Source organism: Micromonospora sp. NPDC049171 (assembly GCF_040648275.1).
Taxonomy (GTDB): Bacteria; Actinomycetota; Actinomycetes; order Mycobacteriales; family Micromonosporaceae; genus Micromonospora.
This window is the reverse complement of record NZ_JBEZDJ010000003.1, coordinates 280,275-301,417: the sequence shown is the minus strand read 5'-3', so window position 1 is coordinate 301,417 and position 21,143 is coordinate 280,275. Positions and strand designations below refer to the sequence as shown.

Below are 21,143 nucleotides of genomic sequence, written 5' to 3'. Positions count from 1 at the left end.
GCCACCGCCGTCGGACGGCGGTGGCGGACGGGTGGCGCCGGTGACGGCCGGTCGGGGTTCCCGGGTGGTCCCGGCCGGAGGCCGGCCACGCCGTGGACACGTCGCCTGTCACCGGAGCTGGCCAGGTCAGCGGCTCTCCGGCCCGATCACCCAGTGCTCACGGGTGAGCATCTGGTGGATGTAGCGGGGCTCGACGAAGCTCCGCAGTTCTTTCTCTGCCTGTTGGAACTCCGCGGAGGACAGGGCACGGTGGACCGACTCGACGTCGTCGAACCACAGCTGGTACGCCGCGTCGAGCACCGCCTCGCCGATGCCGTACGCACCGTCGCGGGTGTGGCCCTGCAGGTAGCCGCGCAGGCCGGGGACCTGACGGACGAGTTGGGCGTGTTCACCGAGGCTGCGCCGGCGGAAGTCCGCCAACGGCACGCCCTCGCGCCGCTTGACCAACCGGATGAGCTTGACTCCGGGACCGGTGCCGGTGTGCGCGGGTGGCTCGACCAGGACGTGCGCGTCGGTGTCGAGTACGACGGTGCGCCAGAACGCCGCCCAGCGGGGTTCGTCGAGGCGGGCCCCCTGCAGGAACTCCTCGGTCTGTAGCGAGGCCAACTGCTCCTCCTCGTTGGCCAGCCAGATCTCGGCGACACCACTCCACAGTGGCTCGTCATCCCGGTCGTCGAGCGGGATCCGGGTGTCGATCATGTAGCGGCGGATCTGCGGGATCTTGCTCGCGTACTCGACGGCGTGCACGTCGAGCCAGTACCGCTGGAATTCCTCCTCCGACATACCCGGCTTCGGGTAGGCGAAGATCATCTGATGGATCACGTCTCTTCCTCTCCTCGTGCGGGCGGCGCCGGGGCGCGGGTCAGACCTTGTACCGCTGCTGCACGTCGGCCGCGAAGCCCAGGTAGTCCCGCAACGGCCAGACGACCTCGAACTCCAGGTACTCGCGCATCGGGAGCCGGCCCAGAGCCGTCCGGTCCAACTCCTCGGCATTGGGTGAGTCGATGATGGCGATGACGCGCTTCTGGGCGGCGACCTTCCAGATGCCCACCGCGAAACCGGAATCCACGGTCTCCTGGGCGTGCGCGGTCTCCTCGGCCTCGATCTCCCACAGTTCGTCCAGGGTCACCCGACCCTCGTGGTTCCATTTCATCTGAACGTAGAACAGCATCTACCTCTCCCGTCGACAGATCTGGGCGGTCATTCGGAGGCGGCGGTGTCCACCGGGTTTGTCGCGGCACGCGTACCGGAACGGAATTGTCCGGGGATCTCCGTCAGCGGTACGGCGGCGGCGAATTACGCCTGCCTTCGCTGGATGAAACAATTATCGGCAATCCGTACGAGCGGCGGCAACGCCGACCGCACGGAGTGACGGGTGCCGTTCGTGTCGGCCGTCCGCGGCGACCACCGGCGTCCCGGTTCACCCGGGGTGGGCGGCGGATTCCGGGCGTAGCCACAGCGTCGTCAGTGCCGGCAGCCGGAGTACGGCCGAGGCCGGCATCCCGTGCCACGGCAGCGGCTCGGCCCCGACGACCCCGAGGTTGCCCGCGCCGCCCCCGCCGTAGACTGTGGAATCGGTGTTGATCACTTCGAGCCACCGGCCGGTGCCCGGCAGGCCCACCCGGTGCGCGTCCCGGTCCCGGTCCGACAGGTTCGTCAGGCAGACCACGACGCTTCCGTCACCGGCCTGTCGCAGGAAGGCGTACGTGGCACCGTCCGCGTCGTCGGCGTCGATCCACCGGAAGCCCTCCGGCCGGTCGTCCAGTGACCACAGGGCCGGCTCCCGCCGGTACCGTCGGTTCAGGTCCCGCACCAGGCGACGGATCCGGTCGTCGGCCTGCTCCCAGGCCAGGCCGTGCTGCTCGCTCCACTCGGAGAGCTGGCCGAACTCGCAACCCATGAAGAGCAGCTGTTTGCCGGGATGGGCCCACATGTAGGCCAGCAGTGCCCGCAGGTTGGCCCGCTGTGCGTCCGGGCCGCCGGCCATCTTCGTCAACAGCGAACCCTTGCCGTGCACCACCTCGTCGTGGCTGATCGGCAGGACGAAGTGCTCGCTGAGGGCGTACGACGAGGCGAACGTCAGGGCGTGGTGGCGAGCGGGTCGGCGACCCGGATCCTCACCCAGATATCCCAGGGTGTCGTGCATCCATCCCATGTCCCACTTGAAACCGAACCCCAGGCCGTCCTGGTCGGTGGGTCGGGTGACGCCGGGCCAGGCGGTCGACTCCTCGGCGATCATCATGATCCCCGGGTGCAGGCGGTACGCCGTGGCGTTGACCTCCTGCAGTAACGAGACCGCCTCCAGGTTCTCCCGCCCGCCCCGGGCGTTCGGCAACCACTGTCCGGGAGCGCGGGAGTAGTCGAGGTACAGCATGCTGGCCACCGCGTCGACCCGGAGCCCGTCGACGTGGAACTCCTCCAACCAGTAGAGGGCGTTGGCGACCAGGAAGTTGCGTACCTCCGGCCGGCCGAAGTCGAAGATCGCGGTCCCCCAGTCGGGGTGCTCACCCCGACGCGGGTCCGGGTGCTCGTAGGTGGGTGTGCCGTCGAAGTGCCGCAGCGCCCAGTCGTCGGTGGGGAAGTGCGCGGGAACCCAGTCCAGGATCACCCCGATCCCGGCCCGGTGCAGCCGGTCCACCAGGTGGCGGAACTCGTCGGGGGTGCCGAGCCGGGGATCCGGAGCGTAGTAGCCGGTCACCTGGTAACCCCACGACCCGCCGTAGGGGTGCGCGGCGACGGGCAGGAACTCCACGTGGGTGAAGTCCAGGTCGTCGAGGTAGGCGACGAGCTCGTCGGCCAACTCCAGATAGGACAGTCCGGGCCGCCACGAGGCCAGGTGCACCTCGTAGACGCTGACCGGACGGTGCAGCGGTGTCGTCTCGGCCCGCTGACGCAGCCACGCCCGGTCGCCCCACCGGTACGACGACGCGACGACGACGCTGACCCGCGACGGGGGCGGCTCGGCGCACCTGCCCAGCGGGTCGGCCTTGGCCCGCCACCGGCCGTCGGCGCCGCGTACCTGGTACATGTAGCGGGCCCCGGCGCCGATGTCGGGGACCAGGATCTCCCACACCCCCGAACCCCCGAGCCGGCGCATCGGCAGTCCGTCGCCGACCCTCCATCCGACGAAGTCGCCGACCAACCGGACCGCCCGAGCCCGCGGCGCCCACACCGCGAAGCTGACACCCGCCGGACGGACCCGCGCGCCGAGGACCGTCCACAGCCGTTCGTGTCGGCCCTCGCCGATGAGGTGCAGGTCGAGCTCACCGAGGCTGGGCGGATGACGGTACGGGTCGTCGGCCGGCTCGCCGTCGACGCTCAGCCGGTAGTCGGTGACGGATCCGTCCACCGTGGCCTCGAACAGGCCGATGGGATGGACGCGGGTCATCGGACGGGTCGAGGTGGGCAGCACCAGTTCCACCCGGTCGGCCCCGCGGCGTATGGTGCGTACCACAGTCGTGTCGCCGTGCCGATGGGCACCGAGTACCGCGTGCGGGTCGGCGATTTCGTCGGACAGGATCGCCTCGAGCCGTGCGTCGATGAAGGACATTTTTCCCCCGGACAGCGTCGTCGTGCCGAAAATAGGTCGTCGCATTGTTGTATTTCCGGGTTCCGGAGGCCGGCAAGGTGGAGTCGACGTAGTGGTGCGGGTCGAATACTTCCCACCTGTGGGATCGGCGTCGACAAAGTACGCCTGGTACTCGGGATACCACCACCAGCGGCCGCTGTCGGCGGCCCGCGCGGGTGACCATAATCGGAGATGGTGCACCAATGAGGACATCGCGGAGGTGCGTCCTAATTCGTGAATCCGTAAACTCCTGGCGGGAGAGAGCGAATGTCTGACGTGACCGCGGCCGCAGCGGGTGCGGGATTGCTCATCCTGGTCTGGCTGAGCGTGGTCCGGACGGTCTTCGTCCCGCAGCGTGGCTCCTCCCGGGCGGCGCGGTGGACCGTCCAGGTGCTGTTCGCGGTGAGTGTGGGTGTCGCCCACCGACTACCGGTACCGCTGCGCCGTCTGCTGCTCGACATGTACGCCCCGGTCAGCCTGTTCGTCGTGGCGATCGCCTGGGCGCTGGGTGTGGAGGTGGGCTTCGTGCTCCTGGCGCGGTCGGCCGGCCTGGTCGTGAACCTCGACGACCTGACCCGGTTCCTCACGCTCCGCCTCGATGGCGCCGCTGTCGTGTGGCAGCTGGGCGCGTTCGGGTCGGTGGCGCTGGTGGCCGGCGCCTTCCTGGCCCATCTCGTCCGTTTCGTGATCGCCTACGACCGACGTGAGCGGATGCTGACCGGGCTCCTCGTCGATCCGTCCCTGCTGGCCGACCCGGACCACCTCCTGACGGACCTGAGGCTCGCCCAGCGGCACCGGGTCGACGACTACTTCGCCGACTGGGACCGGTGGCTGGCCGAGACCTGCCACGCCCACCTGAGCTGCCCGGCGCTGGCTCACTCCCGGTCGGCCGGTTCGTTGTCCTGGCTACAGGCCGCGGTGATCGTGCTGGACTCCGCGGCGCTGCTGGAGGCGGTGGCACCCACCGTGGCACCCTCCGGGGGGCGTGCGTTGCTGCGCAACGGGTCGGCCTGGCTGCAGCAGGTGGCCGAGCAGATGGGTGTGGTCATCCATACCGTGCCGGTCAGCCTGCAGGGCCGGGAGGAACGGGCGTTCGACGAGACCGTGGGCGTGGCGATCAGCGTGGGCCTGACGGAGGAACGGGACCGCCACCAGACGTGGACGAGGTTCCAGCAACTGCGGGGCCGGTACGCCCCGTACGCCGCCGCCATCGACTTCCAGTTGGGCCGGTGGACCTGACCGGGCGGTGCCCACCCGCGGCCGGTACGGAGGCGACGCTCCGCCGTCGCCGGCCCGGATGCCTCCGGGCCGGCGACGGCCCGCCCCCCGCACCGCGGCCGGGCGGGGTTGCCCCGCCCGGCCACGGCCGTCAGGCGTTGTCGCGGACCAGAGCGGTGATCTCGTGGTCGTCACCGAACACCTCGATCGCCACGTCGAGGGGGGTCTTCCCGTCGTGGCCGACGCGGTCCAACGCCGCCCCGGCCTGGATCAGCACCCGGGCGCAGTCCGCGTAGCCGTGCCAGAGCGCGTCGTGCAGCGGGGTGTAACCGTTGGTCGCCCCCTGGTAGTTCAGGTCGACGCCGGGAGCGGCGACGAGGATGGCGGTGATGTCGGCGTGGCCGTTGTACACCGCCTTGTGCAGCGGCACCGCGCCGAAGGTCGGCTCGGTGGCGTTGACGTCCGCACCGGCGGCCAGCAACGCGCGGACGATGGCGGTGTGCCCGTCGCGTGCCGCGACCAGCAGCGGCGTGTGCGCGTCGTTGAAGCCGTTGAGGACCGGGAACCGGGCGTCGACCGGCGCGCCCTCGTCCAGCAGGGTCCGCACCTCATCCAGGTCACCCCTGGTCACCGCCGCCATCAACCGCTGCTGCTGAACCTGCCGCTCGTCGTTCTCGGCACGCCTGCGCAGCATCTGCTCGGCGGCCAACAGCTTCTCCTTGCCGAGGCTGTTGACGTTCAGCTCGTACTCGAAGTGCTCCTTCATGGAGAAGCCGTAGTGGGTGGAGAGGTTGACCCCCGCGTTCCTGTCCAACAGGTACTCCACGACGTCCGGCCACTTGTACCACAGGGCGTCCATCAGCGGCGTGTGGCCGGTCGTGGCGGCGACGGCGTCGACGAAGGCCCCGGCTTCCACCAGGACGCGGACCGTGTCGAGGTCGCCGTTCTGCACCGCCTTGTGCAGAGCGGTGCCGCCGGCGCGGCTGTCGGTGCTGAAGACGTCACCGCCGGCGTTGATCAGGGCCTTCACCAGGTCGGCGCGGCCCTCACCGGCGGCGGTCTGCAGGGCTGTCAGACCGGTCGCCGGGTCCCGGTGGTCGGGGTCCGCGCCGTCCCTGAGCAGCTTCGTGACCTGGTCGGCGGCCCCGTCGCGGATCGCGGCGAGGAGCCGCTGCCCGATGTCGGAACGGAACAGCTCGACCTCGGGTACGGAGTCGAAGAAGGCCTTCCAGTGCGCGATCCGGCCGTCTTCGTCGACCGTCAGCATCATCGAGAACTCGAAGTCCACGGTCATGCCGGTCCCGCGGTGCCGCAGCTTCTGGTAGTTGACCACGAAGGCGCGGTTGCCCTCGGCCAGCAGTTCCCGCTGCTCGAACTCGAGAATGTCGGTGAAGGCGGTCCGCAGCCGGAACGCCTCGACCACCTCGTCGTGCCCCCGCCACGTCCGCAGGTTGGGGATGACGGTGTTGAACTCGTTGCCGGGAAGTTCGAAGACGATCGACGGGGACAGGGCGTCGAGCACTCCCTGCAGGTTGCCCGCCTGTACGTCCTCGAAGAGCTTGCGGACGATCTCCCTGGTGCGTGTGGTGTCCATCTCTACCTTCCGTGGATCCGTCGTACTGTCGGTGGGACCACCGGGCACCGCCCGGATGGTGCGGGGGCGGCCGCGACTCGTGGCTAGTCGCGCGGCAGCGGCAGCGGCGAGTGGACGTCATCGGCGACGCCCCGCCGGTCGCCGGTGCGCCGGTCGTCGATGTCGAACCAGCGGCGGCCGTACATGTCGTTGACGGTGACGTCCTGGCGCAGCAGATCGTGCGGATAGCCCAACGGGGTCCGGCTGGCCTCGTCGAGCCGGTTCAGCTGCTCGTTGCTCAGCGTGACCTCGGTGCTGCCGAGGTTGTCCCGGATCTGCTCCTCCTTGGTCGCCCCGAGCAGCGGTATGACGGTCCCCGGTCGAGCGCGCAGCCAGGCGAGCGCCACCTGGGCGGAGGACCAGCCACCCTCCCCGGCCACCTCGGCGACGATGCGGATGAGGTCGTCGACGCCCCCCATGCTGTTGTGCTCCCGGGGCGCCACGGTCAGCCGGCCGGTGCCCCCGCGCAGGTACTTGCCGGTCAGCCGGCCCTCCGCCAGGGCGCCCCAGCACAGCACGGGGATGTCGAACTGGCGGGCCATCGGCAGCAGGTCGCGCTCGGCGCCCCGCTCCAGCAGGTTGTAGCGGATCTGCAGGCCGACGAACGGCGACCAGCCGCGCAGGTCGGCAAGCGTGTTGGCCTGGGCGACCTCCCAGGCGGGCCAGTTGGACGCGCCGACGTAGAGGATCTTGCCGGCGTGCACCTGGTCGTCCAGCGCCCGCATGATCTCCGGCACCGGGGTCAGCGTGTCGTGCGCATGGACCCACAGCACGTCGATGTAGTCGGTCCGCATCCGGCGGAGGCTGGCATCGATCGAAGCGACCAGGTTCTTCCGGTGGCTGCCCGCCGAGTTGATGTTCGCCAGGTCGGTCTGCAACGTGTACTTGGTGCCCAGGACGAACCGGTCACGGCGTCCCTTCAGCAGCTCGCCGAGGATCTGCTCGGAGGTGCCACCGGTGTAGTGGTCGGCGGTGTCGATGAAGTTCCCGCCGGCCTCCTCGTACCGGTCGAGGATGCGGGCGCTGGTCTCGATCGGAGCTCCCCAGCCCCAGTCCTCACCGAAGGTGACGGTGCCCAGGGCGAGTTCGGAGACCCGTACGCCGGTCCTGCCCAGAACGGTGTAGCGCATGCCTCTCCTCATTTCGTGACGACAGGGCTGTACTGCTCGTACAGTTCGATGAGTTCACCGGCTGGGCCCTTGACGAAGGCCACGCGCACGAGCATCTCTGGTGATCCGTTGATGGTCACGGTCGTCGGTTCCCCGGACCACTGGTCGAAGGGGAACGCCGCGCCGCCGGCGCCGAGACAGTTGCGGTACGCCTCGTCCACGCTCGGCACGATGAGGGCGATGTGCTGCAGGGGCCCGGCGGAGGAGTCGACGTCACGCCGGCCCCCCGGGAAGAGCTCGACGTAGGTGTGGCCGCCGAGTTCGATGTAGACGCCCCGACCGCAGTACACCACCTGCCCGGTCTCGGTGAAGGTCCTGGTCCACTCGTAGGTCCGGGAGAATCCCAGTCCCTCCCGGTAGAAACGCAGGGACTCGTCGACGTCCGGGCAGGAGATCGCCACGTGCATCAGGGTGGCGGAACCCGGCGGACGGCTGAACTGGGTGGTCATGGGCCGCTCCTTCCGTTCGTTGTGTCGGTGTGGTCGAGTGCCGTCACCTGGAGTTGAGCCAGGTCCGTAGGCGGGCGGGCAGGTCGGCCGCCGCGGCTGCCGGGGCGGTCAGGGCGACGTGCCCGTCCGGTCGGACGAGGACGGCGTGCGGCAGGTCGGCGCTGACCGCCACGCTGATCGCCGTCGGGCTGTCCGCGGCGGCCCTGGTCGCCGCGTCCAGGTCCGCGTCCGGGGGCAGCAGCATCGACCAGCCCAGCCCTTCGGACATCCCCGGCCGCGGTGGCATCCGGTCACCCACCGCGGGCTTCGGCGTGCCGGCGCCGCCGCCGTAGCTGACGCTCAGCTGGGCCAGCCGGTTCGCCAGGTACGAGGAGAACTCCGGCAGCCGGCCGAGGGTGGCCAGCATGGAGTTGCGCAGGTGGATGCTGGCGGGATCGCTCATGGTCGACACGTCGTGCAGTTGGGCGGTGAAGGCCAGCAGCCCCTCGGCCATCGGCCGCCGTTCCGCGTCGTAGGTGTCCAGCAGGCCCGGGCTCGCCGTGCCGTCCAGGACGGCGGCGAGCTTCCAGGCGAGGTTCAGCGCGTCCTGGATGCCGGTGTTGAGCCCCTGGGCACCCACCGGGCTGTGCACGTGGGCCGCGTCGCCGACGAGGAACACCGGCCCGTCGGCGAAGGTGTCGGCCAGCCGGTGCCGGACCTGCCAGATCGACACCATCTCCAGCGACCGCACCTTCGCCCCCGCCGCGGAGGGTCCCCGCAGGTCGAGCATCTCCTGTACAGCGGCGAGATCGGGGGTGGGCGTGTCGTCGTCGACAAGCGCGACGATGCGGTAGCGGTCACCGGGCAGGTGCGAAACGGCCAGCAGGCCCTCCGGCGAGAAGAAGAAGCTGATCTCCCCCTCCGGGCCGGACCAGTCCATCACGAACTCGATGAGGGCGAAGTTGTGCGGTCGGTCGTGGCCCCGGAAGGGGATGCCGACGCGTTCCCGCACCGTGCTGTGGATCCCGTCGCAGCCCACGACGTAGCGGGCCTGGACGGCCTGTACCGCGCCGGTGTCGTCGTCGGACACCAGCACCGTCGAGCCTGGGTACTGGCGTCGCACGTCCAGCACCGTGTGGCCACGGTGCACCCCACCGCCCAGGTCGTTCAACCGCGCCTCGAGGACCTGCTCGGTGGTCTCCTGCGGGATGGCCAGCACGAACGGGAAGGGTGTGTCGAGCTCGTCGAACGGGGTGGTGAGCAGCACCTGCTCGCCGTCGCGGGCGGCGAAGGCGCGACCCGGCCGGCCCCGCGCCACCATGTCATCGGCCACCCCGACGGCGGCCAGCGACTCCAGTGTCCTGGCGTGCAGGGCCGCGGCGCGCGAGTACGGCGCGGGGGCCGATCGGCGTTCCACCACGACGTGGTCCACGCCCGCGGTCCGTAGGGCGCAGGCCAGCGCCAACCCCACCGGACCCCCTCCCACGATGAGGACGTCCGTTCTGCCCGGTAGCCTCGTGCCTCTGCCCACTGACATACCTGTTCTCCTGCCGCTGATCGTTCGGTGCAGTGCTGACTGCTGCGTTTCCGGACCGGTGTCGATCGTTCCGTCGCATCGCGACCGTGACATCGTTGGAACGATGGCCGGTGATGTATCGATGATCGGAGTGAAATGGCTCCGGTAGCAACGCCGACCGCACGGAGTAGACCTGCCGATCGCACCGGGGAAATCGCCGTGCTCGCTACTCCCGTGGACCTGACGGAGTCTTCGCGCCATAGCGGTTCAGCAATGGTTATCTATCGACGTAGAGCTATGGTCAAAAGTGCAGGAGTGTCGTTTCCGACAAGTCGTTTCCGCGGCGTGGACGGTATTCACCGCCGCGTTCGACAAGGTCGGTCGGTCAAGTGGAGGAGTAGACGAGTGACCCCACACGAGGAGTTGTCGGCGGACGCCCGGAGGGCGCGCAACGTCGCAACGTTGCGTGACTACTACCGGTTGCTGTCCCGGCTGGACATCGACGGCTGGATCGAGCTGTGGGCCGAGGACTGTCTGCAGCTCATGCCGTACGCCACTGGAGGGCTGCCGTCGAGCGTGGTCGGACGGCCCGCGGTGTACGAGCTGTACAAGCAGATGGCGACGGGCTACTCGGTGCTGCGCTACGACGACGTGGAGTTGTACCCGCTGCAGGACCCGGACAAGGTCTTCGCCCGCTGGAAGCCGACCGCCCTGTTGGTGGACGGCACGTCGTACCGCAACGAGAACGCTGCCCTGTTCGAGTTCGACGCGGCCGGACGGATCGTGCGCTTCGTGGAGTACTTCAACCCGGTGCCGCTGCTGGAGGGAACCCCCGGCGTCGGCTAGGAAGGGCGCACGTGGCGGACGCGGCCGGGTCCCGCGTCCGCCGACGGACGGGCGGCGGTGGTCCCCCTCGGGACCACCGCCGCCACGTGCCTGTCAGGACCCGTTGACCGTCAGGCCGGGGTGCCGGCGGTGACGGGCCGTGCCGCGGGTCGGCGCAGGAACAGCGCGGCGACCACCGCGCCGGCCACGGTGACGACGGCGCCCACCAGGAACCCCGCGTGCAGGGCGGTGAGGGCGGGCTGCTGGCCCGCGCTGGTGAGCTGCTCGGTGCGGGCGGTGACCACCGCCGCGAGGATGGCGACGCCGACGGCGCTGCCCACGTGCTGGGCGGTCTGTGCGAGCCCTCCGCCCAGGCCCTGCTCGTGCTCGCCCAACCCGGAGGTCATGGTGCCGATGAAGGCCACCACGGCCAGGACGTGGCCGAAGCCCAACCCGGCGGTCGACGCGATGAACAGGGCCAGGTTGCCCTCGAGGGGCAGCGCGAGCATCGCGGCGGTGCTCAGGCCCTGCACGAGCAGCCCGGTGATGAGCGTGCTGGTCGTGCCCAGACGCCCGATGACCCGGGATGCCAGGCTTCCGGCGACCATCGCGGCGATGCCTTCGGGGAGGAATCCGACGCCGGTCGTCGTGGGCGTCCACCGCAGCACGTCCTGCATGTAGAGACTCAGCAGGACGGTGGTCCCACCGCACATGCCGAAGGTGATGAACCCGGTCAGGCCGCCCCACTTCACGGTCCGCCGGTTCAGGACCGGCAGCGGTGCCAGGGGTGCCGGTTGCCGCGCCTCCACCAGCAGGAAACTGGCCAGCAGAACGATGGCGGCGACGACGGTCAGCACGGTCGGCGTGCTCGTCCAGCCGTTCTCACCGCCGACCGAGATGGCGAACACGAGGGCGAGCAGGCCGAGGGTGGCCAGCAGGGCACCGGGAATGTCCAGGGTGGTGGCGCTGCGGTTCTCCGAGCGCGGCAGCAGCGCCAGCGCGCCGACGAGGACCGCGGAACCCATGACGACCAGCAGCAGCATGGTCCACCGCCAGCTGATGCCCCCGGTGATGACGCCGCCACCGATGGTGCCCAGCACGAAACCCAGGGACAGCAGGGCCCCGCTGAGCCCCAGTGCTTTGTTCCGCCGGGGCCCTTCAGGGAACGAACTGGTGAGCAGGGCCAAGGCCGTGGGCCCGACCATCGCCGACCCGATTCCCTGGCCGGCTCTCGCCGCGATGAGCATCCACGGCGCTGTGGCGAGGCCGGCTACGAGGGAGAACCCGGTGATGATGACGAGGCCGGTGAGAAAGAGCCGGCGGCGGCCGAAAAGGTCGGACGCCCGACCCGCCAGGAGCAGGAAACCTGCGGTGGGCAGAATGAAGGCGGTCATCACCCATTGCAGGTCGCCGGCGCTGACGAAGTTGAGGTCCTGGCCGATCACCGGCAGGGCCACGGTGACGATGGAGAAGTCCAGTGCGACCATGAACTGGGCGGCGCACAGGGTGATCAGTGTCAACCAACCGCGGGTGCCGAGCTTCGCCGATTGTGCGGATTGTTCGGAAGTCGTATCGACGGTATTGCCAACCATGATCGCCTCTCAATTTGCACGACGGAGGTGTATTTAATCAGGGTGCAACGACTCGGCGGGCTTATCCAGCCCTGTGGTTGAGCTAGAACCAGGTTGCCTGGCATTCGGAATACCAGGCTCTGCGGCGGCGGAGACTGGATAATGGCGGCATGGAGCCGAGAACGGAGTTGGGTGAGTTCCTGCGTTCCCGACGGGCCCGCCTGAGGCCCGAGGACGTCGGGCTGGTCAGTCACGGCGGTCGACGGCGGGTGCCCGGGCTGCGCCGGGAGGAGTTGTCCATGCTGGCGGGGGTCAGCGTCGCCTACTACACCCGGCTGGAGCAGGGGCAGACCAGGGGCGCCTCGGACGCCGTGCTCGACGCGATAGCGCGGGTGCTGCAGTTGACCGACGACGAGCGCACCTACCTCTACAACCAGGCGCGTCAACGGCCCAGGGCGCTCCGTCGGCCCCGGCCCGAGCAGCTCCGGCCCGCGGTCAGGGCGATGATTGAGGCCTTCGGCCGGGTCCCCGCGCTGGTGATCGACCGCCGGGCCGACGTGTTGGCGTGGAACCGCCTGGGCCACGCACTGCTCGCCGGCCACCTGCCCTTCCTGGCACCGCGCAGCGAACGCGAGCGGCCCAACCTCGGCAGGTTGGTCTTTCTCGACCCGCACATGCGTGACCTCTACGTCGACTGGCGGGGCAAGGCCCGTGACGCGGTGGCGTACCTGCGGATGTCGGCGGCCCGCTATCCGCACGACCCGCGACTGACCGAGCTGATCGGCACCCTGACGGTGCTCAGCCCGGAATTCGGCGGCCTGTGGGCGGCCCACCCCGTCCGGGAGTGCGCCCATTCGGTACGGGAGTACCGGCACCCACTGGTGGGGTCACTGCACCTTCGGGACGAGTTGTTGTGGCTGCCCGACGACGAAGGCCAGCGCATGGTGATCTACGGGCCCGACGCCGACGACTCGCCGACCGCCGCGGCGTTGGCCCTGCTCGCCGACATGACCATCGAGCAGGCGCAGGCGGATGGACCAGACGCGGGCGCCGCGGCCGGGACCGCCGGTCGCCGCCTGCTGGCCACCTGAGCCGTCTCCGCGCGAGTCGCCGGACCGTCCGGGTCCCGGGCGACGTTGTCCGACCAGACCGATGAAAGGATGAGACGTGGGTGTTCTGCCGACCCGACGGCTCGGGCAGTTGACCGTCAGTGCCCAGGGCCTGGGCTGCATGGGGATGAGCGAGTTCTACGGCACGGGTGACGACGACGAGTCCGTCGCCACCATCCACCGCGCGATCGATCTCGGTGTGACGTTCTTCGACACCGCCGACATGTACGGGCCGTACACCAACGAGCAGTTGGTCGGTAGGGCCCTGCGCGGTCGTCGGGACGACGTCGTGCTCTCGACCAAGTTCGGGGTGGTGCGCGAGGAGAACCGCATCCGCGGCGACGCACCGTACGTCCGCCAGGCCTGCGACGCCTCGCTGCGTCGCCTGGGGGTGGACCACATCGATCTGTACTTCCTGCACCGGATCGACCTGTCGACGCCCGTCGAGGAGACCGTGGGGGCAATGGCCGAGCTCGTGGCGCAGGGGAAGGTGCGCCACCTCGGCCTGTCCGAGGTGGGTGCCGCCACACTGCGCCGGGCCTGTGCCGTGCACCCGATCGCGGCCCTGCAGACCGAGTGGTCGCTGTGGTCCCGTGACATCGAGGACGAGGTGCTGCCCGCCTGCAGGGAGCTGGGCGTGGGCGTGGTGCCGTATTCTCCGCTGGGCCGCGGCTTCCTCACCGGCCGTTACCGGTCGAGCCAGGACTACGAGCAGGGTGACTTCCGGCAGGAGGGGCAGCCCCGGATGATGGGCGGCAACCTCGCACGCAACCTCGCCGTGGTCGACCAGCTTGGTCCGTTGGCCGAACGTCACGGGTTGACCGTCGGCCAGTTGGCGCTCGCCTGGGTGCAGAACAGGGGTGCGGACGTCGTCCCGATCCCCGGCACCCGGCGCCGGACCCATCTCGAGGAGAACGTGTTCGCGGCCACGGTCGAGCTCGACGAGGCCACCGTGGCGGCGCTGGAGGCGGCCGTTTCCCCCGACACCGTGGCCGGGGGTCGTTACCCCGCCGACGCGATGCGCTTGATCGGCGCCTGAGCGGCGGAGATCACGCCCCGGGCGTGATCTCCGCCAGCACCGTTCGTACCAGGTGACGTGCGGCTGGTCAGGGGCGATCCGCGAGGGCCCGACGCCCGTCGAGGTCGCTGGCCAGCTCCGCGATGGTCCGGCCGTCGAGCAGGTGACGGATCGGTAGCTGCACACCGAGTTCCCGGGTCAGCCTGCCGCGCAGCCGTGCCGCCAGCACCGAGTCGACGCCGAGGTCGGGTAGCGGCAGGGCGTGGTCGATGTCGTCCGGGGACAGGTGCAACAGGTGGGCGACAATGTCGACGATTCTGCCGGTACTGTCCGGGTACCCCGCTGCCGGAGGTGACGCGGCCACCGTCGCGGTGGCGACGGGGCTCGCCGCGATCCCGCCGGACACCCCGGCCGGGACGAGCCGTGCCGGGCCGGTGTGGACCGCTCGCGCCACCGCGGGCACCGACCGGAACAGCGTGGTGTCGGCGGCGTCCGAGACGGCGAGCCCGTGCAACTCGCCGACCGGTCGGCACTCCTCATCGAGGACGCGTACGTCGCCGACGGTGACCCTTCCGGTCGGGTCGGCGTGCCGGATGCGCGCGTGTACCCACAGTTTCCCGGCGACGGCGTCGGGCACCGTCACCTCCGCCACCTCGATGGCCCTCCCACCGGCCCCGACGACCGAGACACCACCGGGAACGGCGCTGTGCAGCACCCGGACAGCCAGGTCGAGCAGGTCTGCCCTGCTGTGGGGCGTCCCCCCGTCGGCCACCATCCCGAGGGACTCGCCCGACCGCCGTGTCAGGGACACGAACCCGCTGGCCGCCGGGTACGGGACCGGTTCAGCGCACCAGTCGCGGACCTGATCCAGCGGCTCGACGCGGCGTGGCCGCGGCGTGGCCGGCCGCGCTCTGCCCGAGGCGTAGGTGGTCCAGCCCTCGAGTGCGCCCGCGCCACCGCTGGCCACGCTGACCTCGAACCGCCAGCCGTCGGGCTCACGGGACAGCACGGTCCGGGCCTGCAGCGCGCCGGAGCCGTACCGGCCGACGGACGGGACGCGGAGGTTCTCCAGCACGGTGGGGGCGCCCTCGGTGAGTTCGTGAAGTGCCGAATGGACGAGGGACAACCCCACGGCGAGTGGTGTGGCCGGCCCGGTCCACGTCTGGTCCACCGTGAACGTGTCCGGGACCGGCTGCGTCGGCGCGGCCGGTGCCGCCGCTGGCCGTCCGTCCACCCAGTGGCGCCGGCCCTGCCAGGGATAGTGGGGAAGATCGAGGTGCCCGTGGGGCCCGACGACCGACGACCAGTCCACCGCGCACCCGTGGACGTGGGCGCCGGCCAGGCCCGTCAGCATGGATTCCCGCTCGTCCTCGTCCTTGACCAGCGACGTGACCACGACGGCGGGTGCCCCCACGGACTCGATGGTGTCCTCCATCGCCCCGGTCAACAGGGGGTGGGCGCTGATCTCGACGAACACCACCGGTCGTCCGTCCGCGAGGGCGTGGCGCATCGCGGAGGCGAAGCGTACCGGCTCCCGCAGGTTGGCCATCCAGTAGTCGGCGTCGAGTTCCGTGCCGGTGACCTCGCGATCGTGCACGGTGGAGTACATGGGCACCGTGCCGGCCCGTGGCCGTAGGTCGGCCAGGGCGGTCAGCAGATCGGAACGCAACGGCTCCACCTGGGGGGAGTGCGAGGCGTAGCGGACCCTTACCTGTCGGCAGTACACGCCCCGCGCCGTCAGCCGCTCCACCACCGCACGCACCGCGTCCGCCCCACCGGCGAGAACGGTGGCGTGGTCGCTGTTGACCACCCCCACGCTCACCAGGTCGGCGACGTCCCTGCAGGCCTCCCGGGCGAGGTCCTCGCCCAGCTGCACGGCCCACATCTCGCCCGGCCCCTCCAAGGTTCGGATCAGGGCGCTGCGCCGACACACCACTGCGGCGCCGTCCCGGACCGTCAACGCACCGGTGACGCACGCGGCGGCGACCTCACCCAGGCTGTGGCCGAGGACGAGATCAGGCCGGAAGCCCCAACTGCGCCACAACGCGGACAACCCGAGCTGGACGGCCCACAGCGCCGGTTGCACGACGTCCTCGGTCAGCAGTGGTCGGGCGTCGGAGAGCAGGTCGATGAGCGACCAGCCGACTTCCGCCCGGATCGCCTCGTCGCATTCGACCATCTGGCGGTGGAAGACCGGATCGGCCAGCAGCCGGCGACCCATGCCGGGCCACTGCGCGCCCTGGCCCGGGTAGACGAACACCACCCGGGGCAGGCCTGGTCCCGCGGTGCCGAGCCGGACGCTGTCCGGCACCTGACCGGCCGCGAAGGCGCGCAGGTCCCGGGCGAGCCGACCGCGGTCCCCGCCGACCACGGCCAGGCGGAGGTCGTGGTGGGTCCGTCGGGTGGCGGCCTGGTACGCGACCTGGGCAGGCTCCACCCGCTCCGGCCCGTCCAGCAGGTCCGCGTACCTTTCGGCCAGGGTGCGCAGCGCACCGGGGTCGCGGGCGGAGAGGGGCAACAGGACCGTGGACGGCGCCGCCGCAGGCGTCACGTCCGCGGTCGTCACCTCGGACAGGACGACGTGGACGTTGGTGGCGGACAGACCGAACGAGCTCACTCCCGCGATGGCCGGACGTCCCGTCTCCGGCCAGGGGCGGGTCATGGAGGCCAGGGCCAGTGGTGTTCCGGCGGCCAACAGCGGGTGCGGCCGTTCCACGCCCAGGGAGGCCGGGATGGTCCGGTGACGGATCGCCAGAGCGGCCTTGACCAGACCGGCCAGACCGGCGGCGGCCTCGGCGTGACCGATGTTCGACTTGATCGACCCGGTCAGGCAGGGGCGCTCGGCGGGCCGGCCCTCACCGAGGACGGTGTGCAGCGCGGTCAGTTCCACGTCGTCGCCGCGCGGGGTCCCGGCACCGTGGGCTTCGACGTAGTCGACGTCGGCCGGACGCACACCGGCGTCCCGTAGCGCGGCGCGGAGCATGTCCCGCTGCCCGTCCACCCCCGGTGCCAGCATGGTGGCGTTGGTACGCCCGTTGTTGTTCACCCCGGTGCCGATGATCGCCGCGTACACCCGGTCGCCGTCGCGCAGGGCGTGGCTCAACGGTTTGAGGACCACGGTCACGGCCCCCTCGCTGCGGACGTAGCCGTCGGCGGTGCTCTCGCCGAAACAGCTGCGACCGGTGGGGGACAGGATCTCGGATTCGGACAGGCTGAAGTAGAGGTCAGGACCCAGCAGCAGGTTCGCCGAGCTGACGATCGCCTGGACGGTGCGCCCGGACCAGAGATCCTGACAGCCGAGGTGCACGGCGAGCAGGGCGGTGGCGCAGGTCGCCTCGACACCCATGCTGGGCCCGCGCAGGTCGAGCAGGCGGGATATCCGTCCCGAGGGCAGGCCCCACCCGCCGGTGCCGGTCGCCGCGTCCATGTCGAACATGTCCGCGCCACGGACGTTGTCCCAGTAGTCGGCGGCCAGGCAACTGGTGTAGACGCCCGTGGCGGTGCCGGCCAGCCGCTCGGCGGACAGCCCGGCGTCCTCGATCGCCTCCCAGGTGGTGCGGAGCATGAGCCGGTGCTGGGGGTCGAGCCGGTCGGCTTCGTGGGGTGACATGCCGAAGAACGGCGCGTCGAACTGGTCGACGTCGGGTAGGAAACCCCCCCAGCGGGTGGAGATACGCCCTGGTACACCAGGAGTGGGGTCGTACCATGCGTCGATGTCGAACCGTTCGGCCGGAATTTCTCCGATAGTGCTTTGATGCGCGACCAGCATTTCCCACAGTTCGGTCACATCGGTTGCACCGGGCAGAGCGCAGCCGATTCCGACAATGGCGACAGGATCGCGGCCATGCGCGGGTGCTTCGTCAGTCATGGTCGTTACCTCCAAATGCTGCGCGGCGGGCGAGCAGGTGAAGCCGGACATTGCGAACTGCTGGCGTGCACCGCGCGCCGGAGACCGACGGCCGGCTTGCCGGAAGGGAAAGATAGCATCCGAGAACCCCTTGATCGCGGCGGCCATCGGAAGACCGGATGGGGCATGAAGAATTTCACTGTTCATTGAATCGCAACAATATGATGATAAGTCCTCTCGGGCGTCGCCACGCCGCCCGTCGTCGATGCGGTGCCGCACTCCACCGAATCCCTCACCCAGGACATCGTTCACCGGGATGAAGCGACCCGCCGGATCGAGCGGACGATTGTCGAGCGCTTCGGCACCACCGGCACCGAATCGGACCGCCACAAGAAGGCTGGCAACGTCCACGCCCGTGCACCCAGCGGTAATCCGCGCCGGGCGGGCACGGGATTTCCAGGCCACGGGCGCAGGGCAGGACGTTCGTGCCGACTCGACCAGGTGAGGATCCCGGCCGCTGACGCGCCGCTCGACCCGGCAGTGGTCGGGGTGGCCGACCCACACCATTACGCTGTCGTACTCGAAGACCGGTTTGGTCTCGGGCGCACTCTCACAGCCGCGCGAGCGTGTCTGTGGTCGCGTCTAGCAGGTCGAGTGGAACAGCCCTGCGACGGCGGCGCCAGCGGTGGCGAGGACGTTGTAGATCTGGACTGCCTCCGTGGTCTCGGCCACGTGGACGGTCACCCCGCGCTCCTTGAGTAGCGTCAGGGTGCGCGGGTCGACCTGCAGTCGCAGTTGCATGCCACGCGACAGAACGACGGTCTTGGCGCCCCGAGACAAGAGCTCTTGGATATCGTCGGGCTGGACGCCGGGGCTGTGGCGGGTGCCGGTTTCGGACCAGTCCCAGGGGTGGCCACCCCCGGGGTAGAGCGTGAAGTCCTTGCCAACCCCAAGGTCCTCGACGTCCATTCGACCCCACGAGATCGACAGGACGAGCGGCGAACGAGTTGTTTCACTAGACACGGCATCTCTTCGTCGCAGGGAGCCACGTCGGCCGCGGCACGTACGGGGCTGACGCCGCCGATCGCCCGCTCCACAGTATCAATGGGCGTAGATCCCCATGGTGAACTCGTCTACCGGTTAGCTCGGTGCCCGTCCGGAGGGGTGTCGATAACAGACGCCTTCAGGCGGCCCATATCAAGCGTTCGCAGTGGTGAAAGGCATCGGCCGAGAGGTACTCGTCGACTCCGGGTCAGTTTCTCGCCGAGCAACTGCGCGCTCTCCAGGCACAGGTCCGCGACGAACAGTTGACTGCCGCGGACACTCCTTCCGATAGTGGGGCCCGACCGCAGACTGACGACGGAACTCAAGGTGACGGCTGGTCACTCAACGATGCAGGACGATGGCGGGATCGCCGGCCAGGGTGGAGCCCTCGCACAGGTCCCTGCGGTCCTGCGGTCCTGACCTGGGGCAGCACGAGGCCCCAGGTCAGGGCCGTTGCGGTTGGTGCGGCGTCAGGCCGGCACGTGACCTGCCGTCCAGCACGCCGAGTGGCTGTGGCAGGCGACGTACGCGGCGAGCGCGTCGTGTAGTGCGGCCCGGCGGGCTGTCGAGAGTCCGGCCGCGATGTTGTTGAGCTGGTGGGGGTCGGTGGTCCGGTCGTAGTACTCCCGCTCGCCGTTTGAGTACTCGACGTAGGTGTAGGTCGCTGTCCGTAGGGCCTCGTACGTGACTGGGCTGCCGTTGCGCCGGTCCTGGGCGTCAGGATCGTCGGATGCCTGGTTGGGGCCGCGGTGCTCGATCAGCGCTCCGGTACGCCAGTTCGGTGCCGGGTCGCCCTGGGCGAGGGGGAGCAGGTTGCGCCCGTCGACGTGCGTGCCGACGTCGGCGGCGCCGATACGTTGGAAGGTTGGTGCCAGGTCGATGTTCTGCACGATCTCGGCACGCTGCGAGCCGGGGACGACGCCCGGCCCGGCGACGACGAGCGGTACCCGCACGTCGGTGTCGAAGGCGGTCTGCTTGCCACCGGTCAGCCGGTACTCGCCCATGTGGAAGCCGTTGTCGGAGCTGAACACCACGTAGGTGTTGTCGGCGATGCCGCTGGTGGTGAGTTGGGCGCGCAGGTTGCCGATCAGTCGATCGACGGCCTGCACGGATTGGGCACGCTTGCGGAAGTTCGTGTCCAGGGTGTTCTTTTCCTGCGTGGTCAGCGGGGCGTTGCCAGCCAGCCAGGACGGCGGGTTGGTGGGCAGTCGGTCGTACGCCGCGGTGCGCGGGGCGGTGAGGCCGGGGAAGTCGTCGAGGTCCTGGTTGGCCGGGGTGAACGGGCTGTGCGGGGCGAAGGTCGAGACCTCCAGCAGGAAGGGTGTGTTGGCCGCCGCCGACCGCTGGATGAAGTCTTTACCCTTGCGTGACAGCACGTTGGTCAGATAGTCGGCCGGCTGGTTGCCGTAGTGGACGACAGTGTGGTTCTCGTTGAGGTCGTAGTTGTACTCGGAGTACCCGTTGCCCGCCACGTACCACTCCGACCAGCCGGGTGGGACGTACGGCAGCGACCCTCCCTGGGTGTCCGCCGGCAGGTAGCCGTTGAGGTACTTGCCCAGGAAGCCGGTTCGGTAGCCCTTGCCCTGCAATGCGGTCGCGAAGGTTCGGTCCTCGTTGCCCCGGCCCTTGAAGACCGCGAACCCGCCGTCGGCTCCGCCGTTGGTGAACACGCCGGTGTCGTGGGGGAACTGGCCGGTGAGGATCGACGAGCGGGACGGGCAGCACAGCGAGTCGGTCACCGTGTAGTTGGTGAAGGTGACTCCATCACTCTGCAGTCGCTGTACCTGCGGCAGGTATTGCACGAGGTTCCAGGCGAGGTCGTCGACGAGAACGAAGATGATGTTGGGGGCGGTGGCGGTGGACGCCGGAGTGGGTTCGGCGCCGCGTGCCGGTGTCCAGGCGGCGAGCAGGGTCAGCCCGGCCACGAGGGTGGCGGCGAGGAGGCGTTGGTAGGTGATAGCCATGCCGCCAAGCCTGGCTAAAATTAGTCAGCATCTATTCAACAAGTCGTGATGATCCGGTCAACACCCCGGTAGCCGCACGGCCGCCCCGCAGTGGCCGTCGAGGCGAGTGGGCTCTGCTGAGCACCGCCCGAGGTGACAGGCCGCCCACGGAGCGGTGCCGCCAGTCGCCCAGGGCGAGGGGAAGGCCGCCCGGCTCGCGGGCCCGACGAGCGGCAGTCCGGAAGACGACGGAT

Annotated in this window: 16 protein-coding genes; 5 read left to right on the top strand and 11 right to left on the bottom strand. The window is 69.9% G+C overall.

Annotated features, from left to right (window positions below):
* Positions 1–126 precede the first annotated feature (126 nt).
* The 3 genes from AB0B14_RS05760 to glgB all read right to left on the bottom strand — a co-directional run bounded on the left by AB0B14_RS05760 (position 127) and on the right by glgB (position 3,550).
* Positions 127–822 (bottom strand): EthD family reductase, encoded by a 696-nt coding sequence (locus tag AB0B14_RS05760; protein ID WP_357064761.1) that lies wholly within the window; start codon positions 820–822, stop codon positions 127–129.
* A gap of 40 nt (positions 823–862) precedes the next feature.
* A complete protein-coding gene (locus tag AB0B14_RS05755) occupies positions 863–1,171 on the bottom strand; it encodes a muconolactone Delta-isomerase family protein (protein WP_357064763.1) in 309 nt (102 codons plus the stop codon).
* 249 nt (positions 1,172–1,420) lie between these two features.
* Positions 1,421–3,550: a 1,4-alpha-glucan branching protein GlgB gene (gene glgB / locus AB0B14_RS05750; protein WP_357521548.1), complete on the bottom strand. Its 2,130-nt coding sequence runs from the start codon at positions 3,548–3,550 to the stop codon at positions 1,421–1,423.
* A 285-nt stretch (positions 3,551–3,835) separates the two neighbouring features.
* On the opposite strand from glgB, the gene AB0B14_RS05745 reads away from it, so the two are divergent.
* Positions 3,836–4,807 carry a hypothetical protein gene (locus tag AB0B14_RS05745; protein ID WP_357064765.1) on the top strand — a complete coding sequence of 324 codons (972 nt, stop codon included), beginning with the start codon at positions 3,836–3,838 and terminating at the stop codon, positions 4,805–4,807.
* 130 nt (positions 4,808–4,937) lie between these two features.
* Here the strand turns inward: AB0B14_RS05745 and AB0B14_RS05740 are convergent, their stop codons facing one another.
* The 4 genes from AB0B14_RS05740 to AB0B14_RS05725 all read right to left on the bottom strand — a co-directional run bounded on the left by AB0B14_RS05740 (position 4,938) and on the right by AB0B14_RS05725 (position 9,553).
* Entirely contained in the window at positions 4,938–6,380 is a 1,443-nt protein-coding gene (locus AB0B14_RS05740) for an ankyrin repeat domain-containing protein (protein ID WP_357064766.1), read from the bottom strand.
* An 83-nt stretch (positions 6,381–6,463) separates the two neighbouring features.
* Positions 6,464–7,549, bottom strand: a complete 1,086-nt coding sequence (locus tag AB0B14_RS05735) for an aldo/keto reductase (protein ID WP_357521546.1) — start codon at positions 7,547–7,549, stop codon at positions 6,464–6,466.
* An 8-nt stretch (positions 7,550–7,557) separates the two neighbouring features.
* The gene (locus AB0B14_RS05730; RefSeq protein WP_357064769.1) at positions 7,558–8,037 is read right to left on the bottom strand and encodes a VOC family protein; all 480 of its coding nucleotides are present in this window, start codon (positions 8,035–8,037) and stop codon (positions 7,558–7,560) included.
* A gap of 43 nt (positions 8,038–8,080) precedes the next feature.
* On the bottom strand, positions 8,081–9,553 hold the full coding sequence (locus AB0B14_RS05725) for an FAD-dependent monooxygenase (protein ID WP_357521544.1): 1,473 nt from the start codon (positions 9,551–9,553) through the stop codon (positions 8,081–8,083).
* 384 nt (positions 9,554–9,937) lie between these two features.
* Here AB0B14_RS05725 and AB0B14_RS05720 point away from each other — a divergent pair, with 384 nt between their 5' ends.
* Positions 9,938–10,378 (top strand): nuclear transport factor 2 family protein, encoded by a 441-nt coding sequence (locus tag AB0B14_RS05720; protein WP_357064772.1) that lies wholly within the window; start codon positions 9,938–9,940, stop codon positions 10,376–10,378.
* Between the two features lie 110 nt (positions 10,379–10,488).
* Here AB0B14_RS05720 and AB0B14_RS05715 read toward each other — a convergent pair whose 3' ends face one another.
* Positions 10,489–11,877: an MFS transporter gene (locus AB0B14_RS05715; RefSeq protein WP_357064774.1), complete on the bottom strand. Its 1,389-nt coding sequence runs from the start codon at positions 11,875–11,877 to the stop codon at positions 10,489–10,491.
* Positions 11,878–12,098: 221 nt separating this feature from the next.
* On the opposite strand from AB0B14_RS05715, the gene AB0B14_RS05710 reads away from it, so the two are divergent.
* Both AB0B14_RS05710 and AB0B14_RS05705 read left to right on the top strand, forming a co-directional pair.
* Positions 12,099–13,019, top strand: a complete 921-nt coding sequence (locus tag AB0B14_RS05710; protein ID WP_357064776.1) for a helix-turn-helix transcriptional regulator — start codon at positions 12,099–12,101, stop codon at positions 13,017–13,019.
* Between the two features lie 76 nt (positions 13,020–13,095).
* Positions 13,096–14,076, top strand: coding sequence for an aldo/keto reductase (locus AB0B14_RS05705; RefSeq protein ID WP_357064777.1), 981 nt, complete (start codon positions 13,096–13,098; stop codon positions 14,074–14,076).
* A 67-nt stretch (positions 14,077–14,143) separates the two neighbouring features.
* Here AB0B14_RS05705 and AB0B14_RS05700 read toward each other — a convergent pair whose 3' ends face one another.
* Positions 14,144–17,923 carry an acyltransferase domain-containing protein gene (locus AB0B14_RS05700; protein ID WP_357521542.1) on the bottom strand — a complete coding sequence of 1,260 codons (3,780 nt, stop codon included), beginning with the start codon at positions 17,921–17,923 and terminating at the stop codon, positions 14,144–14,146.
* Between AB0B14_RS05700 and AB0B14_RS05695 the strand changes: the two genes are divergently transcribed.
* The gene (locus tag AB0B14_RS05695; RefSeq protein WP_357521661.1) at positions 17,810–18,112 is read left to right on the top strand and encodes a hypothetical protein; all 303 of its coding nucleotides are present in this window, start codon (positions 17,810–17,812) and stop codon (positions 18,110–18,112) included. The genes AB0B14_RS05700 and AB0B14_RS05695 overlap by 114 nt on opposite strands.
* A gap of 432 nt (positions 18,113–18,544) precedes the next feature.
* Here the strand turns inward: AB0B14_RS05695 and AB0B14_RS05690 are convergent, their stop codons facing one another.
* On the bottom strand, positions 18,545–18,925 hold the full coding sequence (locus AB0B14_RS05690; protein WP_357521540.1) for an Mth938-like domain-containing protein: 381 nt from the start codon (positions 18,923–18,925) through the stop codon (positions 18,545–18,547).
* 491 nt (positions 18,926–19,416) lie between these two features.
* A complete protein-coding gene (locus AB0B14_RS05685) occupies positions 19,417–20,910 on the bottom strand; it encodes a sulfatase (RefSeq protein ID WP_357521538.1) in 1,494 nt (497 codons plus the stop codon).
* Positions 20,911–21,143: the final 233 nt, after the last annotated feature.